The organism is Corynebacterium sp. MSK074, from assembly GCF_030229735.1.
Lineage (GTDB): Bacteria > Actinomycetota > Actinomycetes > Mycobacteriales > Mycobacteriaceae > Corynebacterium.
On the sequence record NZ_JASPIX010000017.1, the window covers coordinates 1 to 17450 of the forward strand.

Consider the following 17450-nt stretch of genomic DNA (forward strand, 5'->3'; position numbering starts at 1 on the left):
AGCTAAGCCTGCACACGCTGATGGTACTGCAACCGGGAGGTTGTGGGAGAGTAAGTCACCGCCGACACCAAACAACAAAACACAACAAAATACCGTAACGATGAAGCCGTAGAAGCTACGCACACTATAAAGTGCCGAGACCTTCTACGGCTTTATTCGACGTTTTACCGCGATTGTCTGTGAAGCGAGCTTGAGGGCTAATCCAAATGATGTCCTGAAGAGCAAACTTTTTCGTTGCATTTTCGCTACACTTATCCACTCAATAGTTTGGGAGGAAGCTCATGTGGTTCGATGGCTATCATCGGCAATTTGGAAGGCGCCTGTAAGAGTTTCACGCCGTTGCGATTCCCGCGACGCTCGCGGAGCTAACGCCGGAGCAGGGAGAACAAGTCACCCAGGGTTCCAAAGAATTTCCGTTCGACGCGGTGCTAGACGTCTTAAACTCCAAGCACAGCTACGAAGACAAGGTTTCCCGAATACTGGCTATCAGCGGTACATGGATGAATGCTTCTTCCGGTAGCCAGTGGGCTCTAGGCCCATTGAGCAGCACAGCATACTCTGAACGGGTAGGCATAGGCGTTAGATGGGGTGAGATTGCATTCTCACCACTATTGAATGTCGCAGAAAACCTTATTGATGCGTATCCGACTTGGCCAGGCGTGCTTAGGGAATTCGCTGAGAATCAAGAATTTAACCGTGACTATTTTTCGCAGCGGCTTAAGGAGATTTAGCGGTGGCTGACTTCTCTTCTGAAAGACCGCTAGATGTTTCTGGGACTAGGGTCTTATTCGGTATCGGTACTGCGCTTCCGGGCTCTTTGCTCTTGTCTATTTCGTGTGAAGGCGACAGTGTGGGCTGGTGGGATGCTGCGACTGGTGCGGTTTTGTTTGTGTGTGCAGTGATTCTTCTCGGTCTGGCTGCATTGAGGACAGGGGTGCGTCGTCAAGCGCTGTGGGGCCTGCTATTTGTTGTCTACGGCGCGCTAGGCGCGCTACTTGTTCCTGGTGGCAGCATCCGTTTCGTCACGGTGTGCGTCTGGGTTGCTGTGATGAGTAATGTTTGGGTAACGCTGCGGCAGCCCGTCAGGATCTAAATTCCGGCTTTTTGTTTGCGGGTTGTAGAATAGGGCCGGTATTTCTGTGCTAGTTCCAACCAAGAAAGGGTAGGGCTGAATGTCGGAGCGCAATCACAATGGGCGCGGCGGACGTGACCGCAAGCCACGCAATAACAAGGGCCGTGATTTTAAGGGCGATTCCCGGAAGAAGAAGTCTTTTTCGCCGCAGCGCTCCGGTTACCGTGAGGAACGCATTAACCGTCGCATGAGTGACCCAGACATCCCGGCAGAGGTAGATGTCAACGACCTGGACCCGATGGTGCTGCAGGACCTGAAGTCGCTATCGAAGGAGAATTCCGAGGCCGTCGCTAAGCATATGATCATGGCTGCGACCTGGATGGAGGATGATCCTAAGCTGGCCCTGCGCCACGCACGCGCTGCCAAGGATCGTGCAGGCCGAGTTGCTATCGCCCGTGAAGTCAACGGAATCGCTGCGTATCGCGCCGGCGAGTGGAAGGAAGCACTCGCTGAGCTGCGTGCCGCGCGCCGCATTTCCGGTGGCCCCGGAATGCTTGCAGTCATGGCTGATTGCGAACGCGGTTTGGGCCGCCCGGAAAAGGCGCTCGAGCTAGGCCGTGCGGAGGAAGCATCAGAACTTGATGAAGAGTCCACGATTGAGCTGGCAATTGTTTTGGCCGGCGCCCGCCTAGACATGGGGCAAGCTGAGTCCGCGGTTGTCACCATTCAGCGCGCACATCCTAACCGCGATGCCCGCGGGGTAAGCGCATGCCGTCTCGCTTATGCCTATGGTAATGCTCTGCTTGAAGCAGGCCGGAAGGACGAGGCTCGGGACTGGTTTGAGCACGCAGTTTCTATTGATGAAGGCGACTGGACTGATGCTGCCGAGCGCCTAGAGGAGTGCAAGTAGTGACGGTTCTCAGCAAGCACGATGCTCTTCTCCTTGATCTCGATGGCACCGTGTGGGAAGGCGGCCGTCCACTCTCAAACGTAGTGGACGTCATCAACACCTGCGGAGTGCCGGCAGTGTATGTGACCAACAATGCTTCGCGCAGCCCGCATGCAGTGGCGAAGATGCTCGCGGACATCGGGCTCACTGCGGGTACAGAACAGATCGTTACCTCTGCGCAAGCGGTTCTCCAACTAGCAGCAGAAGAGGTCCCAGCTGGGGCGAAGCTCCTTATCATCGGTGCCGATTCTCTCCGTGACTTGGCCCGAGAGATGGGTTTCAAGGTAGTTTCCAGCGCCGATGACAAGCCTGCTGCCGTAGTGCAAGGTTTTGACCGCTCGGTTGGCTGGGAACACTTGACTGAAGGTGCCTTGGCCATCCGCCAGGGAGCCAAGTTCTTTGCTTCGAATCTCGATACCTCTCTGCCGATTGAGAGAGGTCTTGCTGTGGGAAATGGTTCTCTGGTTGCCGCCATCCAGTCAGCCACCGGGGTAGAGCCGGTATCTGCTGGCAAGCCTGAGCCGGCCATGTTTACTTTTGCGGCAAAGCAAATCGGCGCGAAAAAGCCACTTGCTGTGGGAGACCGTCTGGATACTGATATTGCAGGTGGTAACTCTGCTGCAATGGATACCTTCCATGTGCTCACCGGCGTTTCTGGTGAGTTGGAGCTGATTGAGGCTCCTGTGGAGGCACGCCCTAACTTTATTGGCGCTGGCATGCACGAGTTGGCCCTTCCTGTCTCTGTCGCTCGTCCCGGGGCACAGGGTGGATTTACGGCGCGGTGCGATGGCCATGACCTTTTGCTCGAGGGCGGCGACGAAAAGTCTACCTCCGTTCAGGCGTTGCGCACGGTGTTGGAAGTTGCATGGGCCATGCCGTCGCCGCCGCGCTATATTCAGCCGCGTAGCGAGCGTGCGGAAAAGGTTGTTGCGCAATGGCGGTAAAGCCGCACGATTTTCGAGCCGTCAAGGAACCGGCAGAGATCGATGCGGAAGTAGCAGAGATCCTTGGAGAAGACGCAGCGGATTTGGCCGCTGAAGTAGATCAGCTTGATCGCGCTCACAATGTGTTGCGCGATGCATTGCAGGAGAATTGATGCCCCCACAACGTCGTAGGTTAGATGCGGAGCTGGTGCGCCGAAAGATTGCGCGGTCACGTGAGCAGGCACGGGAGATGATTAAGTCCGGCCGTGTCACGGTTGGTGGCTTCAAGGCGCAGAAGCCGGCGTCGATTGTAGAGCCCGAGGTTTCCATCAAGGTAGAGGAAGCCGAAGAAGACAAGTGGGCTTCACGTGGCGCTCACAAGCTCTTGGGCGCCTTGGCGGCGTTCGACGTCGACATGAACGGCCGCATCCTCGATGCCGGCGCTTCTACCGGTGGCTTTACGGACGTGTGCTTGGAACACGGTGCGCAGGAAGTGCTGTCTGTCGACGTGGGCTATGGGCAGCTGCTCTGGCGCTTGCAAAACGATGATCGCGTAACTGTTTTAGACCGCACCAATATTCGGAATTTGACGCTGGAGCTTACCGACGGCCCCTGCGACGGCATGGTAGGCGACTTGTCCTTCATTTCCCTCCGCTTGGTATTGCCGGCCATTGTGGATTGTCTGAAGGACGGTGCTTGGTTGTTGCCCATGGTGAAGCCCCAGTTTGAAGTGGGCAAGGAGCGCCTCGGCAGCGGTGGCGTGGTTCGTTCGCCGGAGTTACGCAAAGAAGTAACCAAGGAAGTCGCTGAATTTGCGTTGTCGCTGGGGCTTAGTATGCATGGGGCTGTTGCATCACCGCTGCCTGGGCCAAGCGGCAATGTGGAGTACTTCCTGTGGCTGAAGAAGGACGGCCAGCCCACAGATCTGGCTACAGTGGAAGAAATGATTGACCGCGCAGTCGAGGAAGGCCCGCAATGACACGTGAGATCCTGTTGGTACCTCATGCCAACCGCCAGCAGAACCTGGAGGCGACGTCGCGTGCAGCGGAGCTTTTGCAAGGTGCGGGAATTACTGTTCGAGTGTGCGCGGACGAAAAGGTACTGCCGGGATTAAAGCATGTACCCCACACTGAAGATGCGGCCGCAGGGTGCGAATTGGTGTTGGTTTTAGGCGGCGATGGAACCTTCCTCCGTGCCGCCGACATGGCGCGGGCCGTAGATATTCCAGTGCTGGGCATCAACCTAGGACACGTGGGATTTCTGGCCGAGTGGGAGGTTGAATCCCTCGACCAGGCCTTGGTGCGGGTCATTGAAAAGCGCTACCGCATTGAAGACCGCCTCACCATTGATGTGTCCATCTTTGATGAGGAAGGAACCCTTCTTAGCCGCAGCTGGGCTTTGAACGAGGCTTCGGTAGAAAACCAAAACCGCTCCGGCGTCCTGGATGCAATCTTGGAAGTTGACCGCCGGCCGGTGTCGTCCTTTGGCTGCGATGGCGTGCTGATTTCCACGCCTACCGGCTCCACCGCCTATGCGTTTTCCGCAGGTGGTCCTGTGTTGTGGCCCTCTCTGGATGCAATTTTGGTGGTACCTAATAATGCGCATGCGCTGTTTACCAAGCCATTGGTTGTATCGCCCAATTCTTTAGTGGCCGTCGAATCGACGATGCGCACGACTCCAGCCACCGTGATATTAGACGGCTTCCGCGAATTTGCGATGCCACCAGGGGCACGAGTGGAAGTAGTGCGAGGCGAGCGTCCGGTGCGGTGGGTACGCTTGGATGACCAACCTTTTACTGACCGTTTAGTCTCGAAGCTGCGCCTGCCCGTGGAAGGGTGGCGCGGGCCGAAGGAGAAATAGTGCTCGTCGATATTTCCATCAATGATCTGGGCGTTATTAGCCAGAGCTCCGCGGAACTATCCGCGGGCCTTACCGTGCTTACCGGTGAAACCGGTGCGGGTAAGACCATGGTGGTTACTGGTTTAAGGCTCTTAGCCGGTGGTCGCGCGGACGCCTCCCGGGTGCGCGATGGCGCGAAAAAGGCTGCAGTGGAGGGACATTTTTCCTCTGCAAAGGACTCGATCCGTGAGCTGGTGGAGTCGGTAGGCGGAGAGCCCGACGAAAATGGCGAGTATATCGTTTCACGCACAGTCTCTGCCGCGGGAAGATCGCGGGCCTATTTAGGCGGCCGGGCGGTACCGGCTGCAACCTTGGGCGAGTTCGCGCGCGAGCTCATTACAGTGCATGGGCAAAATGATCAGCTGCGTTTGCTCGCGCCCGAGGAGCAACTGGGTGCGGTAGACCGTGCGGATCCGAAATTGGCCCGTGTGCGGGAGCGCTATACCGAGGCCTTTAAAGAGTGGCGCAGCCTAGCGAAGGACTATAAGCGGCGCACGGAGCAGCGCCGCGAGCTGGCGCAGGAAGTTGACCGTCTGCAATTCGCCGTCGATGAGATCGATGGCATCGCCCCAGAACCCGGCGAGGATGAAGAACTGGTGCAGTTGGTTCGCAAGCTGCAAGACGTCGATGGGCTGCGAGAGTCCGCGGAAGTTGCGCTGGCTGCCATCGACGGCACCGAGGAGCTGGAGGAGGCTGCCTCGGCCTTGCTGGGCCGGGCGGTCTCGGCATTGGCGGGCTCCACCGATAAGGAACTGGCGGCCTTGGGCGAACGGCTCAGCGAGATCTCGTCGCAACTGGGCGATATCTCCGGCGAGCTCGGTGGATATCTGGCGGGGCTGCCGGCGGATCCACACCTATTGGAAAAGTCCCTCCAGCGGCAGCAGGAATTGCGCACGTTGACTAGGAAGTACGCAGGGGATATTGATGGCGTCGTGGCCTGGCGCAATGAGGCGGCGGCAAAGCTCGAGTCTATGGATACCTCTACTGAAGCCCTGGAGGAGCTGAAAAAGCAGGTCAAAGACGCTGAATCGGTGATGATTGAGCGGGCAGGGGAGCTGACAAGGGGGCGTCGGAAAGCGGCGAAAGCTTTGGGGGAGCAGGTAACGCAGGAGCTCCATGGCTTGGCCATGCCAAATTCGACCTTGACGGTCGAGCTTACGCAGGCGAAATATTCTAAGTCCGGTGCAGACGCGGCCGAGCTGCAGTTGAATGGTAAGCCGATTGCCTCTGCTGCCTCGGGCGGCGAGCTTTCCCGTGTCATGCTGGCCTTGGAGGTCGTGCTGGCAGACGAGGACGGCGCCACCTTGGTCTTCGATGAGGTCGATGCCGGCGTGGGCGGGCGCGCAGCGGTAGAGATCGGCCGCCGCCTGGCGCGCTTGGCGGTGCATAACCAAGTGATTGTGGTAACGCACCTGCCACAGGTCGCAGCGTACGCGGATGCGCACCTGCATGTATCGAAGGAGAAATTTACCTCTGGCGTGGCCGAGCTATCACAGGAGGAACGCGTGGAGGAGCTGGCCCGCATGCTGGCGGGGTTGGACGACACCGAGACCGGCCGAGCGCACGCGCAGGAGCTTTTTGACCGCGCACAGGAAGAAGCTTCCGCGCGCCTCACCCACTCGAAACCATAATCACGCCACAATAGGGCCCATGGCTCTGTTTTCCCGTAACCCCGAGCAGCCTGGTGCGCTGCGCGACTGCACTCCAGGCGCTAAGGGGATGAAAAAGTTTAGTGAAGGCGATGTCGCCGTAATTGATGCGGCCAATATCTCTCGCCACGAGGCTCAAACTCTTGTAGACCTTAAGCCCTCCGCCGTCATTAACGTGGCGGAATTTTCTACCGGCACTGTCCCAAATTATGGCCCGCACATGCTGCTTGACGCCGACATTACCCTCCTTGAAAGCGTGGGGCAGTCCTTTGTTTCCGAGTTCAAAGAGGGCAAAAAGGCGCGCATCGGGGAAGACGGCACGGTCTTTAGCGGCGATAAAGCGCTCGGCACCGGCCGCGTGGTAACCCGCGAGCGAGCAGAAAAGAACTTCACTGCGGCGCAGGGCGCGCTGATCGACCACATGGAATCCTTCTTTGGCAATTCCATCGATTTTATTAACTCGGAAGGCCCACTGCTTATCGACGGCCTCGGCGTCCCCGCCTCCGGCTCCGAAATCGCCGGCCGCAAGGTTGTCCTCTTTTCGCCTACCGATAGGCACCGCGAACAGCTCAAGCAGCTGCGCAACTTTATCCGCGAGTATGAGCCGCTGCTGATCGCAGTGGGATCGGCGGCAGATTCCTTGCTGGCCCAAGGATATAAGCCAGATTTCATTATTGGGGATCCCAATGGCGTGAGTGATGAAGCTCTGCGTTGCGGTGCCCGCGTAATCGTTCCTGCGGACCCGGAAGGGGAGGTAGAAGGCCTCGACCGCATCCAGGACCTCGGCATCGGCGCGATGACCTTCCCCGCAGCAACACACTCAGGTACCGACCTGGGCCTACTCTTTGCTGATTACCACGGCGCGGATCTCATCGTGCAGGCCGGCGGTGGGGTAGACCTCGATGATATCTTTGCTGACCGCACCAACCCCTCGGCCGTGCTGTCCCGCCTCAAGGCCGGTACCAAGGTGGTTGACGCTGATGCGGTGATCAATCTCTACAGTGCGCCTTCCTCCAACCTCGGCTGGCTGTGGGCAGTACTGGGAATCCTCGTTGCCATTGCGGCGGTCATCCTCATCGTCGGTTTTGGCGGCAGCCAAGACTTTGCTAGCAACCTTAGCGAAACCTGGTCTAGCCTCTTTGGGGGCGCATAAGGCATGGCAAAGACTGAGCTTGTAGCAGGCTTGGGCTTCGGCGCCGCGGTAGGCGTAGCCTTGGGCGCCCTGGTGATTGCGCCAAACCTGACCACCAGCATGGCAGACGACGACCCAATCCGCGAGGAACACCGCAAGGTGGTCCAAGACAATAAGATTCTGCAGACCCAGAATGAGGCTAGCGACAAGATCGTGGCCGATTCTGGTGCGGAAATGGTTGACGGGACATTGTCGCAGCGCCCAGTACTCATCGTGACCACCGATGACGCCAATGGCGGAGACGTGGACGCGATTCGGAAGCTCTTGGAGTCTTCCGATGCCACGGAGGCCGGCGAGATTAAGCTGACCAAGGACTTCTTGCGCCCCGAAACTAAGGACAAGCTGCTTCCCATCTTGAAAGATATTGCGCCCAAGAAGGCAGATATCAAGGACTTGGATTCTGCAGGAGCCCTCAGCGGTGAGGTCCTGGGTACTGCGCTGTCTATGGATCCTGAGAGCACGAAACCTTTGGCCTCGGTAGACGAGCGTGCAGACGTGCTCCATAAGCTGCGCGACGAGGGCTTTATTGATTACGAGGACGGCACCATCGTGCCTGCCCAGGCCATCATCGTGGTCTCTGGAAATGGCCTGCGAGGTTACCCGTCAACCGCGCTGGCAGAATTTGCCACCGGGTTGGATGAGGTCAATGGGTCCGTGGTGTTGAGCGGGCGCACCAAGCAGACCCAGGATGATAAGGCGCTAGCCCAAGTGCGTGATCAGGACGCGGAGCTGTCTACGGTCGATAGCACAGAACGGGCAGTGGAGCGCATTGCGGTCATTCTGGCCACCCAGGAACAACTTGATGGTGGCCAGGGTGACTATGGCGCCACCGAAACTGCTGACTCCGCCTTGCCGGGAAAGGAATAGCCCATGGCGCATGATTTCAAGGTGCTTGATTCGCAGCTGCTTGTCGACGCCCCCATTATTGCCCTGCGCCGCGACGAGGTACTGATGCCCGGTGGCGTATCTGCCTCCCGGGAAGTAGTCGAGCACCTAGGTGCTGTGGCCGTCGTGGCAGTGGACTCAGACGAGCGTATTGCGATGGTGTATCAGTACCGCCACAGCGTGGGAAAGCGCCTGTGGGAACTGCCAGCGGGATTGCTCGACGTTCGCGGTGAGGATGAGCTGACCGGCGCCCAGCGTGAACTGCAGGAGGAGGCCGGTCTGAGCGCGCAGACGTGGTCCGTGCTGACGGACCTTGTGACTTCGCCGGGTTTCTGCGAGGAGGCGGTTCGCGTATTCCTTGCCTCGGAGCTTTCCGAGGTCCCCCGGATGGAGGCTACCGGTGACGAAGAGGCCGATATGGAAGTCGCCTGGGTGGGACTCGATGAGGCCGTCGACAAAGTGCTGCGCGGCGACATCGTCAATTCCATCGCCTGCAGTGGTATCTTGGCCGCCTACGCTGTGCTGCGCGGCGGCAAGCAGACCCGCAGCGTGGAGGAGCCGTTCGACCTTCGACCGACCTCAATGAGCTCCCGCCGCACGGGCGCGGACCTAAAGCAGCTGTGAGTGCGCTCGAAAACATAGCGCAGACGTGGCTTAATCACCTAGCAGTCGAGCGCGGCGTTTCTGCCAATACGTTGAGCAACTATCGCCGCGATGTCCGCCGCTACCTCTCCTGGCTGAGGGATAACGGGGTAGATGATCTGCGGTTGGTGACACGACCGATGGTGGAGGCTTATCTCAAAGACCTGCGCTCACACATGGCGGTGTCCTCAGCCAACCGAGCGCTCATCGTTGCTCGCGGACTGCATAAATTTGCCGTGTCAGAAGGCGTAGTGGACGTCGATGTCGCGGTTGAGGTAACCCCTCCGTCAACTGGGCAGCATTTGCCTGAGACATTATCGGTTGACGAGGTCACCGCCCTCATTGAAGCGACCCCTACTGAGACCCCAGTAGATGTGCGCGACCGTGCCCTGCTGGAGATGCTCTATGGCACCGGCGCGCGCATCTCAGAAATTATCTCCCTTACCGTTGATGACGTTTCCTCCGCGCAGGAGGTAATACGCCTGCGGGGCAAGGGAGACAAAGAGCGGGTTGTGCCAGTGGGCTCGCATGCTCGCCAGGCTCTCGATGCCTACCTGGTGCGGGCGCGACCGGCGCTGAGCAAAGGGAAGACGCCGGCGCTGTTTCTCAATACCCGCGGTGGGGCTCTATCGCGTCAAAGTGCATGGACTGTGTTGAAGACGGCAGCGCAGCGGGCGCAATTGGGAAAGTCCATTTCTCCGCACACGTTGCGGCATTCTTTTGCGACGCACCTGCTTGAAGGCGGCGCAGATGTGCGCACCGTGCAAGAATTGCTGGGACATTCCTCGGTGACAACAACGCAAATATATACTCACGTCACTGCCGATTCCTTGCGCGAGGTGTGGCGCACTGCGCATCCCCGTGCCTAAGAAAGGACCTATATGTTTTCAACTCGTGTAGCTGGTGCGGTGCTATCTACCGCCTTGTTTTTCCCAGCGGTGGCACACGCCCAGCTGCCGCCGGAAGTAGAGGCTGCTATTGCCGCTCCCATTTCGGTTCCTGCCGGCCAGACCACGACTGTAAGCTTGCCCGTGCCGGCCGAAGCTAGCTACTCCGGCGATGGGTGGAGCGTGTCTGCCTCTGGTACCTCCGCTACCATCACCGCCCCAGCAGAAGGCGGCCAAGTCTCGGTTCCTGTCTCCGCCCAAGGCATGAATGCGACCCTGACGCTGGTAGCCGATGGGTCGGTTGCGCAGGAGGACATTCAGGAAGAAATTGATGGCGCGGAAGGCGGACCGGCCCCAGCTCCAGCGCCGGATTCGGGCTCTGATAAGCCGACTGGAGGTGACAATGCTCCAGCAGGAAAAGATGCCGAGAGCGGAGATGGCAAGCCCGCGCCGTCGAAGGAAAATAGCAACTTGCCGGTTGTTCCAGGTGAAAAGCCGGAGCGCAAGCCTGCTGGGGAAGCCAACCTTGAAGGCGCGGAATACGTCAACCTTGAATCCAAAATCGAAGGCAATACTATTACCGCGAAGATGGGCTTCAAGCAGGCCTTTGACCTCTACCAGCAGTTCAAGGACACGCAAGAAAACGACGTCACGCTGCGTTACCTCGATGGCGAGGGCAATATCATCCAAGGCGTAAAGCGTGACGTGGATGCCTCTTCTCGAACCCTCACCTTGACTTATCCGGAGGGCGAGGCGCCTGATAATCCCTTTATCATGCAGTTGCTTCGCAATGACGGTTCTGGGGCCGCACTCATCGTCACCCTACAGGACCCTAACTATCAATCCGCCGCGGAAAACCTCGATGAGCGCCAGCGAAAGGAACCCAAAGAAGAAGACGGCGGCTCATATCTAGGGTGGATTATAGGAGGGGTAGCCGCAGCGGTGCTCATCGCACTCATAGCTCTAGTGGCAATCCTCAAACGCCGTTCTAGTCAACGCTAAACGCTTGATATACACTAAGTCTCGGTACTTTTGGGCTGTAGCGGGTACGCTTTAATGACAACGTTGTAATCAACCCTAAGCCAAGTGTCATGGTCCGGAACTTGGCGTCAAGGAAGCAGGTGTGACTGTGAGCGAAGAGGGTCTCTTTTCTGCCTCTGACGTAGAGGTGGGGCTGACCGGTCGTCCTATCCGTGAGCTACCGGAACCCGCACCCTTGGAGAAGCATGGGCCGGCCACCATTATTTCGATGTGTAACCAAAAGGGTGGCGTCGGCAAAACCACCTCTACCATCAATATGGGTGCCTGCTTGGCGGAGTATGGCCGTAAAGTCCTCTTGGTTGACCTTGACCCCCAGGGAGCGCTGTCGGCAGGCCTTGGTCTCACGCATGATGATATCGAGGACACCATTTATGACGTGATGCTCGATAGTCACACCTCTATTCATTCCGCTATCCAGCACACCGGTGTACCGGGCTTGGATCTGGTGCCGGCAAATATCGACCTTTCCGCCGCAGAAATTCAGATGGTCAATGAAGTAGGTCGCGAGCACACCCTTGCCCGAGCTCTGCGTCCGGTGCGCCGCGATTATGATTTCATCATTATTGATTGCCAGCCTTCCTTGGGCTTGCTTACCGTCAACGCCCTTGCTTGCTCACAGGGTGTGATCATCCCTATGGAGTGCGAGTTCTTCTCCCTGCGCGGTTTGGCGCTGTTGACCGATACCGTGGAAAAGGTTTCTGATCGCATTAACTTTGACCTTGAGGTCATGGGAATCCTAGTGACCATGTTTGACCGCCGGACCAAGCACGCCCGGGAAGTTATGTCCCGAGTGGTGGATTACTTTGGCGATAAGGTCTTTGACACCGTCATTACCCGGACCGTTCGATTCCCAGAGACTTCGGTAGCCGGCGAGCCGATTACTACCTGGGCACCAAGCTCCCCGGCCACGCAGCAGTACCGGAACCTGGCCAAAGAGGTCATCGAGCGCTCGACCGTTTAAGGTATCGTGACCCAGCCGGAGATTACGGGCTTTCGCATTGCACTGCGGAATTTTGAAGGCCCATTTGACCTGCTATTGCAGCTCATTCAGTCCAAGAAGATGGACGTGACTGACGTTGCGCTGTCAGAAGTGACGGACGAATTCGTGGCGTATACACGCCAGCTGGGAGAGTCCGCTGATCTGGATGAGACCACTGATTTTTTGCTAGTGGCAGCTACGCTCTTGGATTTGAAGGCGGCACGGCTACTGCCGCGCGGTGACGTCGACGATATTGAAGACTTAGAACTGCTGGAGTCGCGCGACCTCCTTTTTGCCCGTCTGTTGCAGTACAAGGCTTATAAGCAAGCAGCGGACCAATTCGCCGTGTGGCAGCGCGAGGCGCAGCGCAGCTATCCGCGCGCGGTTTCCATCGAGGAGACGTTTGCTGAACTTTTGCCTCCAGTTTCGCTCGGCCATACGCCGGCCAGCTTTGCCGAGTTGGCTGCGGGCGTGTTCCGTCCCAAACCACCGGAGGAGGTGGCAACCGGTCACGTGCACGCCGTAGCAGTATCAGTACCAGAGCAGGCCGGCAAGATCTTGGAAACACTCAAGCTACTCGGCGCAGGTCAATGGACCAGCTTTGGTGCGCTAACCCGCGACTGTACGGTTTCTATGCAGGTAGTGGGGCGTTTCTTGGCCCTGTTGGAGTTGTACAAAGCCAAGGCGGTTGATGCTCAACAAGAAGAAGCGCTGGGTCAGCTGGACCTCTCGTGGACGGGCCTGGATGTTGACCCAGCGGTAGTTGCCGCAGCGAACTGGGACTAAGGGCGCTGCTGGATGAATTCCAGTGTCTCGGGGGAGAGCTCGCGGTCGGAGTAGACGCGTACGTCTGGTTCATCTGGGTTGTCCTCGGTGCCTATGCGGCGCCCTTCCCATACCTGTTGGAGCCCTTGCTTTTCGATGACCCGGATGGCCGCCGGGTGATTTGTGGTTACGCGGGCCGTGATCGGTGAGTTGGGGTCCACCTGGCGGATGCTCTTCACCGCCGCGGAGGTGATCTCGGTGGCAAAACCTGCACCCCAGTGGGCGGGGCGCAGTCGGTATTTGATGTCCCAGAAGTTTCCCTCGTCGACGAAGATGGCACCACCGACACCGACGAATTCCGAAGGGTTGTGGCGCATATACGCGGCCCAAGGCCCGAAGTGGTGGGCGTCCCACGACTCGGAGGATGCTTGTGCGAGTGCACGCGTGGTGCGGATGTCAGCAAAGCGCCCATTGGGACGGTGGTTCCAGATACGTCCGTCGCTGTAGACCTTGTGGGTCTCTTCGGTATTAGCGGCGGACAGCGGGATGAGGATGAGTCTGTCAGTGCGAGTGATAGTTTCCATGACAATATGTTATACGAGTCACAGTCAGGATTAAAAGTGATTTGAAGAATTTTCAGCGACTTTTTCTTCTCCAGTAAACTCGGGCGCTATGGATCTTCCCCTCATCTCGCAGTTGCGTTCCCGTCTTGAGTCCATATTGCTCGTGCTCGACTCTCCAGCCTCTGTGGAGTCATTGGCGCGTGCGCTGGGGGCGGAAGCGGACGTCGTTAGTGATTGCTTGCGTTCTATTCAGCGGGAGTTGGATAGTCGCGGTTCCGGTATTGACCTGCGCGAGACCCAAGAGGGGTGGCGCTTTTATACGCGCACCGAAAATGCCGGTGCGGTAGAAGAATTTCTCTTGGATGGTGCCCAAACCAAGCTCTCCCGCGCTGCTCTGGAGACTTTGGCGGTAGTGGCTTATCGCCAGCCTGTTACTCGCCAGCAGGTGGCGGCGGTTCGCGGTGTCAACGTTGATGGTGTTATGCGTACCCTTAACCTGCGCGGGTTGGTCCGGGAGTTGCCGCAGGATGATTTTGAGGGCGCCGCGCACCGGTACGAGACGACGGAATTATTCCTCGAGTTATTGGGGATCGATTCTTTGGAGCGCCTGCCAGACTTGGCACCGCTGTTGCCTGACGTAGAGGCGATCGACGAAGAGTACTAGCGTGGGGTAGGATTGCCCAGGTAATTTCATATCTTCGAGAGAAAAGGACACGTACGTGACTCCTCCCGCTCGCCGTGACGGCACACCGGATAAGAAGCAGCGAGACAGTGACATCATTGTCTCCAATGCTAAGCCGGCCCGTCACCAGCATGTGTCAAAGAAAAAGCAGAAGGCTACTGCAGAATCCGTAGCCCGCGAATTGGGCGCCGATTGGCTGGTCGATGAAGACAAGCCCAAGGGAGAACGCCTCCAAAAGGTGCTCGCCAAGGCGGGCGTCGCTTCCCGTCGCCACGCAGAAATCCTCATCGATGCCGGCCGAGTTGAGGTCAACGGCAAGATCATCGCCAAGCAAGGCGTCAAGGTAAACCCCTCCGTTGACGTCATCCGAGTAGACGGCGTGCGCGTCAACGTCAATGAGGAGCACGAATATTTTGTGCTCAATAAGCCGCGCGGCATGCAGTCCACCATGTCTGATGACCTGGGGCGCCCGTGCGTGGGCGACGTGGTGTCAGAAAAGGTCGCAGCTGGCCAGCGACTCTTCCACGTCGGCCGCCTCGATGCCGATACGGAAGGCCTGCTTATCCTCACCAATGATGGCGAGTTGGCCAACCGCTTGATGCACCCCAAGTACGAGGTGACCAAGACCTACCTCGCGACAGTATTGGGCGAGGCCGATAGGAAGCTCGTGCGCCAACTCAAGGAAGGTATCGAGCTGGAAGACGGACTGGCAAAGGCGGACTTTGCACAGGTAGTTGATACCAACCAGGGGTATTCTCTGGTGCGTCTTGAGCTGCACGAAGGCCGTAAACATATCGTGCGTCGCATGTTGAAGGAAGCGGGCTTCCCCGTGCAGCGCCTGGTGCGTACTAAGCTGCATACGGTTCAGCTGGGTGATATGAAGCCTGGCGGTCTGCGTGCCCTCAACTCCAGCGAGCTGACTAGCCTATACAAGGCGGTGGAGATGTAATGATTTCTAATATGCCGAATGAGGGTCTCATCCTCGCCGTGGATGGCCCATCTGGAACTGGAAAGTCGACCACGTGCCGTGCGCTGGCCAAGCAACTGAATGCAAAGTACGTCGACACTGGTGCGATGTACCGAGTGGCAACGCTTGCGGTGCTGCGTGAAGGCGTCGACCCTGCTGACACCGCCGCGGTTATTGCGGCTACGGCCAATCTGCCCTTAGGGGTATCCGATGACCCGGACTCCACCGAGGTTCTCCTCGGCGGTGAGGACGTCTCGCGCGTTATTCGAGAAGACGAAGTCACCCGCAACGTGTCCGCTGTATCTGCCATTCCGGAGGTGCGCGAGAATCTGGTTGCGCTGCAGCGCAAGCTTGCCCGCGAGGCTCACCGCGCGATTGTAGAAGGACGCGATATTGGCACGGTTGTGCTTGCCGACGCCCCCGCAAAGGCATTCATGACTGCCTCTGCCGAGGTCCGCGCTCAGCGCCGCCAAGCCCAGAATGAAAAGGCGGGCATCGCTTCGGATTACGAGACGGTACTCGCAGATGTCCAGCGCCGGGACGCTGCGGATTCTTCCCGCAAGACCTCACCACTGCGCCCAGCGGAAGACGCAACCCTAGTCGATACCTCCAATATGAGCCCAGAGGATGTGCTGGAAGCTCTGATTAACGTGGTAAAGGAGTCTGCCAATGACTAATCACGATCCCCAGGAAGAGTCGGAGACTCAGTTCCATTATCCGGTCGGTAAGTTCGATGATGAGGTCGTAGAGGCCTCACCTGGCTGGGCCGCCGATGATTTCAATACCGAGGAATTCGACTATGACTTCGATGACTCGGAATTCGGAGAGGCCGATTATGGCGACGATGCGCACGCAGAAGAACCTTTGAGCGAAGAGGAGTGGGAAGAACTCTCCCGCGCTTTCGGTGTGGAATCCGATGATCACACCGAGGAAGCATTGTGCACGGTGGCCGTAGTCGGGCGCCCAAATGTAGGTAAGTCCTCCTTGGTTAACCGTTTCCTTGGCCGCCGCGAAGCGGTGGTAGAGGACCACCCAGGCGTTACCCGTGACCGCATCTCCTATGTTGCGGACTGGAATGGCCAGCGCTTTTTGGTGCAGGACACCGGTGGCTGGGATCCCAACGTGAAGGGTATCCATGCGGCGATTGCCCGCCAGGCAGAAGTCGCCATGGAAACTGCCGATGTCATCGTTATGGTGGTTGACACCAAGGTGGGCATCACGGAGACGGATGAGGTTATGGCCCGCCGCTTGCAGAAATCGCCTGTGCCAGTGATTTTGGTATCGAATAAGTTCGATTCCGATAATCAGTACGCAGATATGGCGGAATTTTATGCCTTGGGTTTGGGCGATCCGTGGCCCGTATCCGCCCAGCATGGCCGCGGCGGTGCGGACGTGCTCGATGAGATTCTGCGGGTCTTCCCTGAAGAGCCTCGGCAGACCGCGATTACCTCTGGACCTCGCCGCGTCGCATTGGTGGGCAAGCCTAACGTCGGCAAGTCCTCGCTGCTGAATAAGCTCACCAGCGAGGAGCGCTCCGTGGTCGACAACGTCGCGGGAACCACCGTGGATCCGGTGGACTCTCTAGTGCAGCTAGATGAGCAGCTGTGGAAGTTCATTGATACCGCGGGCCTGCGCAAGAAGGTAAAGAATGCGCAGGGGCATGAGTACTATGCGTCCTTGCGCACCCGCGGCGTAATCGATGCTGCTGAGGTCTGCATCATGCTTATCGACGCCTCTGAGGAGATCTCCGAGCAAGACCAGCGCGTGCTCAATATGGTGCTCGAGGCGGGTAAGGCACTGGTGATTGCGTTTAATAAGTGGGACCTCATGGATGAGGATCGCCGCTACTACCTGGACCGCGAGATTGATCAGCAGCTGAGCCACTTGCCGTGGGTTACGCGTGTGAATATCTCTGCGGAAACGGGCCGCGCGCTGCAGAAGCTGGAGCCGGCCATGATTGAGGCACTGGAAAGCTGGGATCAGCGTGTGTCCACGGGCCAGCTGAATAACTGGCTGCGTGAGGCTATCGCGGCTAACCCGCCGCCGATGAAGAATAACCGCCTGCCGCGCGTATTGTTCGCCACGCAGGCCTCGACTCAGCCGCCGACCATCGTCTTGTTTACGACGGGCTTCTTGGATGCGGCGTATCGCCGCTACCTTGAGCGCAAGTTCCGCGAGCGGTTCGGTTTCCACGGAACGCCTATCCGCATCGCAGTGCGCGTGAGGGAAAAGCGCGGCAAGAAGCGCTAGCAGTATGCCCGTTACGCTGGGATTATAGCATTCAGGCGAGCGATTATTGCACCGGACACGGTGTGAGACTTCGCTCGCCTTTCCGTTTATATCCGTTCATGTGGG

Annotated in this window: 19 protein-coding genes; 18 read left to right on the top strand and 1 reads right to left on the bottom strand. The window is 58.2% G+C overall.

Features of this window, described 5'->3' with window-relative positions; genetic code table 11:
• Window positions 1–733 precede the first annotated feature (733 nt).
• The 14 genes from QP965_RS10745 (at window position 734) to QP965_RS10810 (ending at window position 12904) form a co-directional block, all read left to right on the top strand.
• Window positions 734–1093 (top strand): hypothetical protein, encoded by a 360-nt coding sequence (locus QP965_RS10745; RefSeq protein WP_284844897.1) that lies wholly within the window; start codon window positions 734–736, stop codon window positions 1091–1093.
• A gap of 79 nt (window positions 1094–1172) precedes the next feature.
• Window positions 1173–1982: a tetratricopeptide repeat protein gene (locus QP965_RS10750; protein WP_284816081.1), complete on the top strand. Its 810-nt coding sequence runs from the start codon at window positions 1173–1175 to the stop codon at window positions 1980–1982.
• On the top strand, window positions 1982–2965 hold the full coding sequence (locus QP965_RS10755; protein WP_239278869.1) for an HAD-IIA family hydrolase: 984 nt from the start codon (window positions 1982–1984) through the stop codon (window positions 2963–2965). The genes QP965_RS10750 and QP965_RS10755 overlap by 1 nt, the downstream gene beginning before the upstream one ends.
• Complete coding sequence (locus QP965_RS10760; protein WP_005324658.1) at window positions 2956–3117, top strand: hypothetical protein; 162 nt, start codon at window positions 2956–2958, stop codon at window positions 3115–3117. Before QP965_RS10755 ends, QP965_RS10760 begins: the two co-directional genes overlap by 10 nt.
• Window positions 3117–3923 (top strand): TlyA family RNA methyltransferase, encoded by an 807-nt coding sequence (locus QP965_RS10765; RefSeq protein ID WP_239278868.1) that lies wholly within the window; start codon window positions 3117–3119, stop codon window positions 3921–3923. Before QP965_RS10760 ends, QP965_RS10765 begins: the two co-directional genes overlap by 1 nt.
• Window positions 3920–4804: an NAD kinase gene (locus QP965_RS10770; protein ID WP_239278867.1), complete on the top strand. Its 885-nt coding sequence runs from the start codon at window positions 3920–3922 to the stop codon at window positions 4802–4804. Before QP965_RS10765 ends, QP965_RS10770 begins: the two co-directional genes overlap by 4 nt.
• Complete coding sequence (gene recN, locus QP965_RS10775) at window positions 4804–6474, top strand: DNA repair protein RecN (RefSeq protein ID WP_284844898.1); 1671 nt, start codon at window positions 4804–4806, stop codon at window positions 6472–6474. The genes QP965_RS10770 and recN overlap by 1 nt, the downstream gene beginning before the upstream one ends.
• 19 nt (window positions 6475–6493) lie before the next feature.
• Complete coding sequence (steA, locus tag QP965_RS10780) at window positions 6494–7645, top strand: putative cytokinetic ring protein SteA (protein WP_284844899.1); 1152 nt, start codon at window positions 6494–6496, stop codon at window positions 7643–7645.
• A 3-nt stretch (window positions 7646–7648) separates the two neighbouring features.
• The gene (locus QP965_RS10785) at window positions 7649–8551 is read left to right on the top strand and encodes a copper transporter (protein ID WP_284788709.1); all 903 of its coding nucleotides are present in this window, start codon (window positions 7649–7651) and stop codon (window positions 8549–8551) included.
• Window positions 8552–8554: 3 nt separating this feature from the next.
• A complete protein-coding gene (locus QP965_RS10790) occupies window positions 8555–9193 on the top strand; it encodes an NUDIX domain-containing protein (protein ID WP_284844900.1) in 639 nt (212 codons plus the stop codon).
• The gene (gene xerD, locus QP965_RS10795) at window positions 9190–10080 is read left to right on the top strand and encodes a site-specific tyrosine recombinase XerD (protein WP_284844901.1); all 891 of its coding nucleotides are present in this window, start codon (window positions 9190–9192) and stop codon (window positions 10078–10080) included. The genes QP965_RS10790 and xerD overlap by 4 nt, the downstream gene beginning before the upstream one ends.
• A gap of 12 nt (window positions 10081–10092) precedes the next feature.
• The gene (locus tag QP965_RS10800) at window positions 10093–11100 is read left to right on the top strand and encodes a hypothetical protein (RefSeq protein ID WP_284844902.1); all 1008 of its coding nucleotides are present in this window, start codon (window positions 10093–10095) and stop codon (window positions 11098–11100) included.
• Between the two features lie 127 nt (window positions 11101–11227).
• The gene (locus QP965_RS10805) at window positions 11228–12100 is read left to right on the top strand and encodes a ParA family protein (RefSeq protein ID WP_049378276.1); all 873 of its coding nucleotides are present in this window, start codon (window positions 11228–11230) and stop codon (window positions 12098–12100) included.
• 6 nt (window positions 12101–12106) lie between these two features.
• The gene (locus tag QP965_RS10810) at window positions 12107–12904 is read left to right on the top strand and encodes a segregation and condensation protein A (RefSeq protein WP_284844903.1); all 798 of its coding nucleotides are present in this window, start codon (window positions 12107–12109) and stop codon (window positions 12902–12904) included.
• On the opposite strand, the gene QP965_RS10815 is transcribed toward QP965_RS10810, so the two are convergent.
• Window positions 12901–13467 (bottom strand): GNAT family N-acetyltransferase, encoded by a 567-nt coding sequence (locus QP965_RS10815; protein ID WP_284844904.1) that lies wholly within the window; start codon window positions 13465–13467, stop codon window positions 12901–12903. The two genes, QP965_RS10810 and QP965_RS10815, sit on opposite strands and share 4 nt — an antisense overlap.
• Before the next feature lie 88 nt (window positions 13468–13555).
• Between QP965_RS10815 and scpB the strand changes: the two genes are divergently transcribed.
• Genes scpB through der form a run of 4 tightly spaced genes read left to right on the top strand, consistent with a single transcriptional unit; the run spans window position 13556 to window position 17345 of the window.
• A complete protein-coding gene (gene scpB / locus QP965_RS10820) occupies window positions 13556–14110 on the top strand; it encodes an SMC-Scp complex subunit ScpB (RefSeq protein WP_284844905.1) in 555 nt (184 codons plus the stop codon).
• 55 nt (window positions 14111–14165) lie between these two features.
• Window positions 14166–15077, top strand: coding sequence for a pseudouridine synthase (locus tag QP965_RS10825; RefSeq protein ID WP_005324678.1), 912 nt, complete (start codon window positions 14166–14168; stop codon window positions 15075–15077).
• The gene (gene cmk, locus QP965_RS10830) at window positions 15077–15772 is read left to right on the top strand and encodes a (d)CMP kinase (protein ID WP_284844906.1); all 696 of its coding nucleotides are present in this window, start codon (window positions 15077–15079) and stop codon (window positions 15770–15772) included. The genes QP965_RS10825 and cmk overlap by 1 nt, the downstream gene beginning before the upstream one ends.
• The gene (der, locus tag QP965_RS10835) at window positions 15765–17345 is read left to right on the top strand and encodes a ribosome biogenesis GTPase Der (RefSeq protein ID WP_284844907.1); all 1581 of its coding nucleotides are present in this window, start codon (window positions 15765–15767) and stop codon (window positions 17343–17345) included. The genes cmk and der overlap by 8 nt, the downstream gene beginning before the upstream one ends.
• Window positions 17346–17450: the final 105 nt, after the last annotated feature.

Coding starts and splice junctions, on each gene's coding strand:
- QP965_RS10750 (WP_284816081.1), top strand. CDS start 1,173: ATGTCGGAGCGCAATCACAATGGGCGCGGCGGACGTGACCGCAAGCCA.
- QP965_RS10760 (WP_005324658.1), top strand. CDS start 2,956: ATGGCGGTAAAGCCGCACGATTTTCGAGCCGTCAAGGAACCGGCAGAG.
- QP965_RS10765 (WP_239278868.1), top strand. CDS start 3,117: ATGCCCCCACAACGTCGTAGGTTAGATGCGGAGCTGGTGCGCCGAAAG.
- QP965_RS10770 (WP_239278867.1), top strand. CDS start 3,920: ATGACACGTGAGATCCTGTTGGTACCTCATGCCAACCGCCAGCAGAAC.
- steA (WP_284844899.1), top strand. CDS start 6,494: ATGGCTCTGTTTTCCCGTAACCCCGAGCAGCCTGGTGCGCTGCGCGAC.
- QP965_RS10785 (WP_284788709.1), top strand. CDS start 7,649: ATGGCAAAGACTGAGCTTGTAGCAGGCTTGGGCTTCGGCGCCGCGGTA.
- QP965_RS10790 (WP_284844900.1), top strand. CDS start 8,555: ATGGCGCATGATTTCAAGGTGCTTGATTCGCAGCTGCTTGTCGACGCC.
- QP965_RS10800 (WP_284844902.1), top strand. CDS start 10,093: ATGTTTTCAACTCGTGTAGCTGGTGCGGTGCTATCTACCGCCTTGTTT.
- QP965_RS10815 (WP_284844904.1), bottom strand. CDS start 13,467: ATGGAAACTATCACTCGCACTGACAGACTCATCCTCATCCCGCTGTCC.
- scpB (WP_284844905.1), top strand. CDS start 13,556: ATGGATCTTCCCCTCATCTCGCAGTTGCGTTCCCGTCTTGAGTCCATA.
- cmk (WP_284844906.1), top strand. CDS start 15,077: ATGATTTCTAATATGCCGAATGAGGGTCTCATCCTCGCCGTGGATGGC.
- der (WP_284844907.1), top strand. CDS start 15,765: ATGACTAATCACGATCCCCAGGAAGAGTCGGAGACTCAGTTCCATTAT.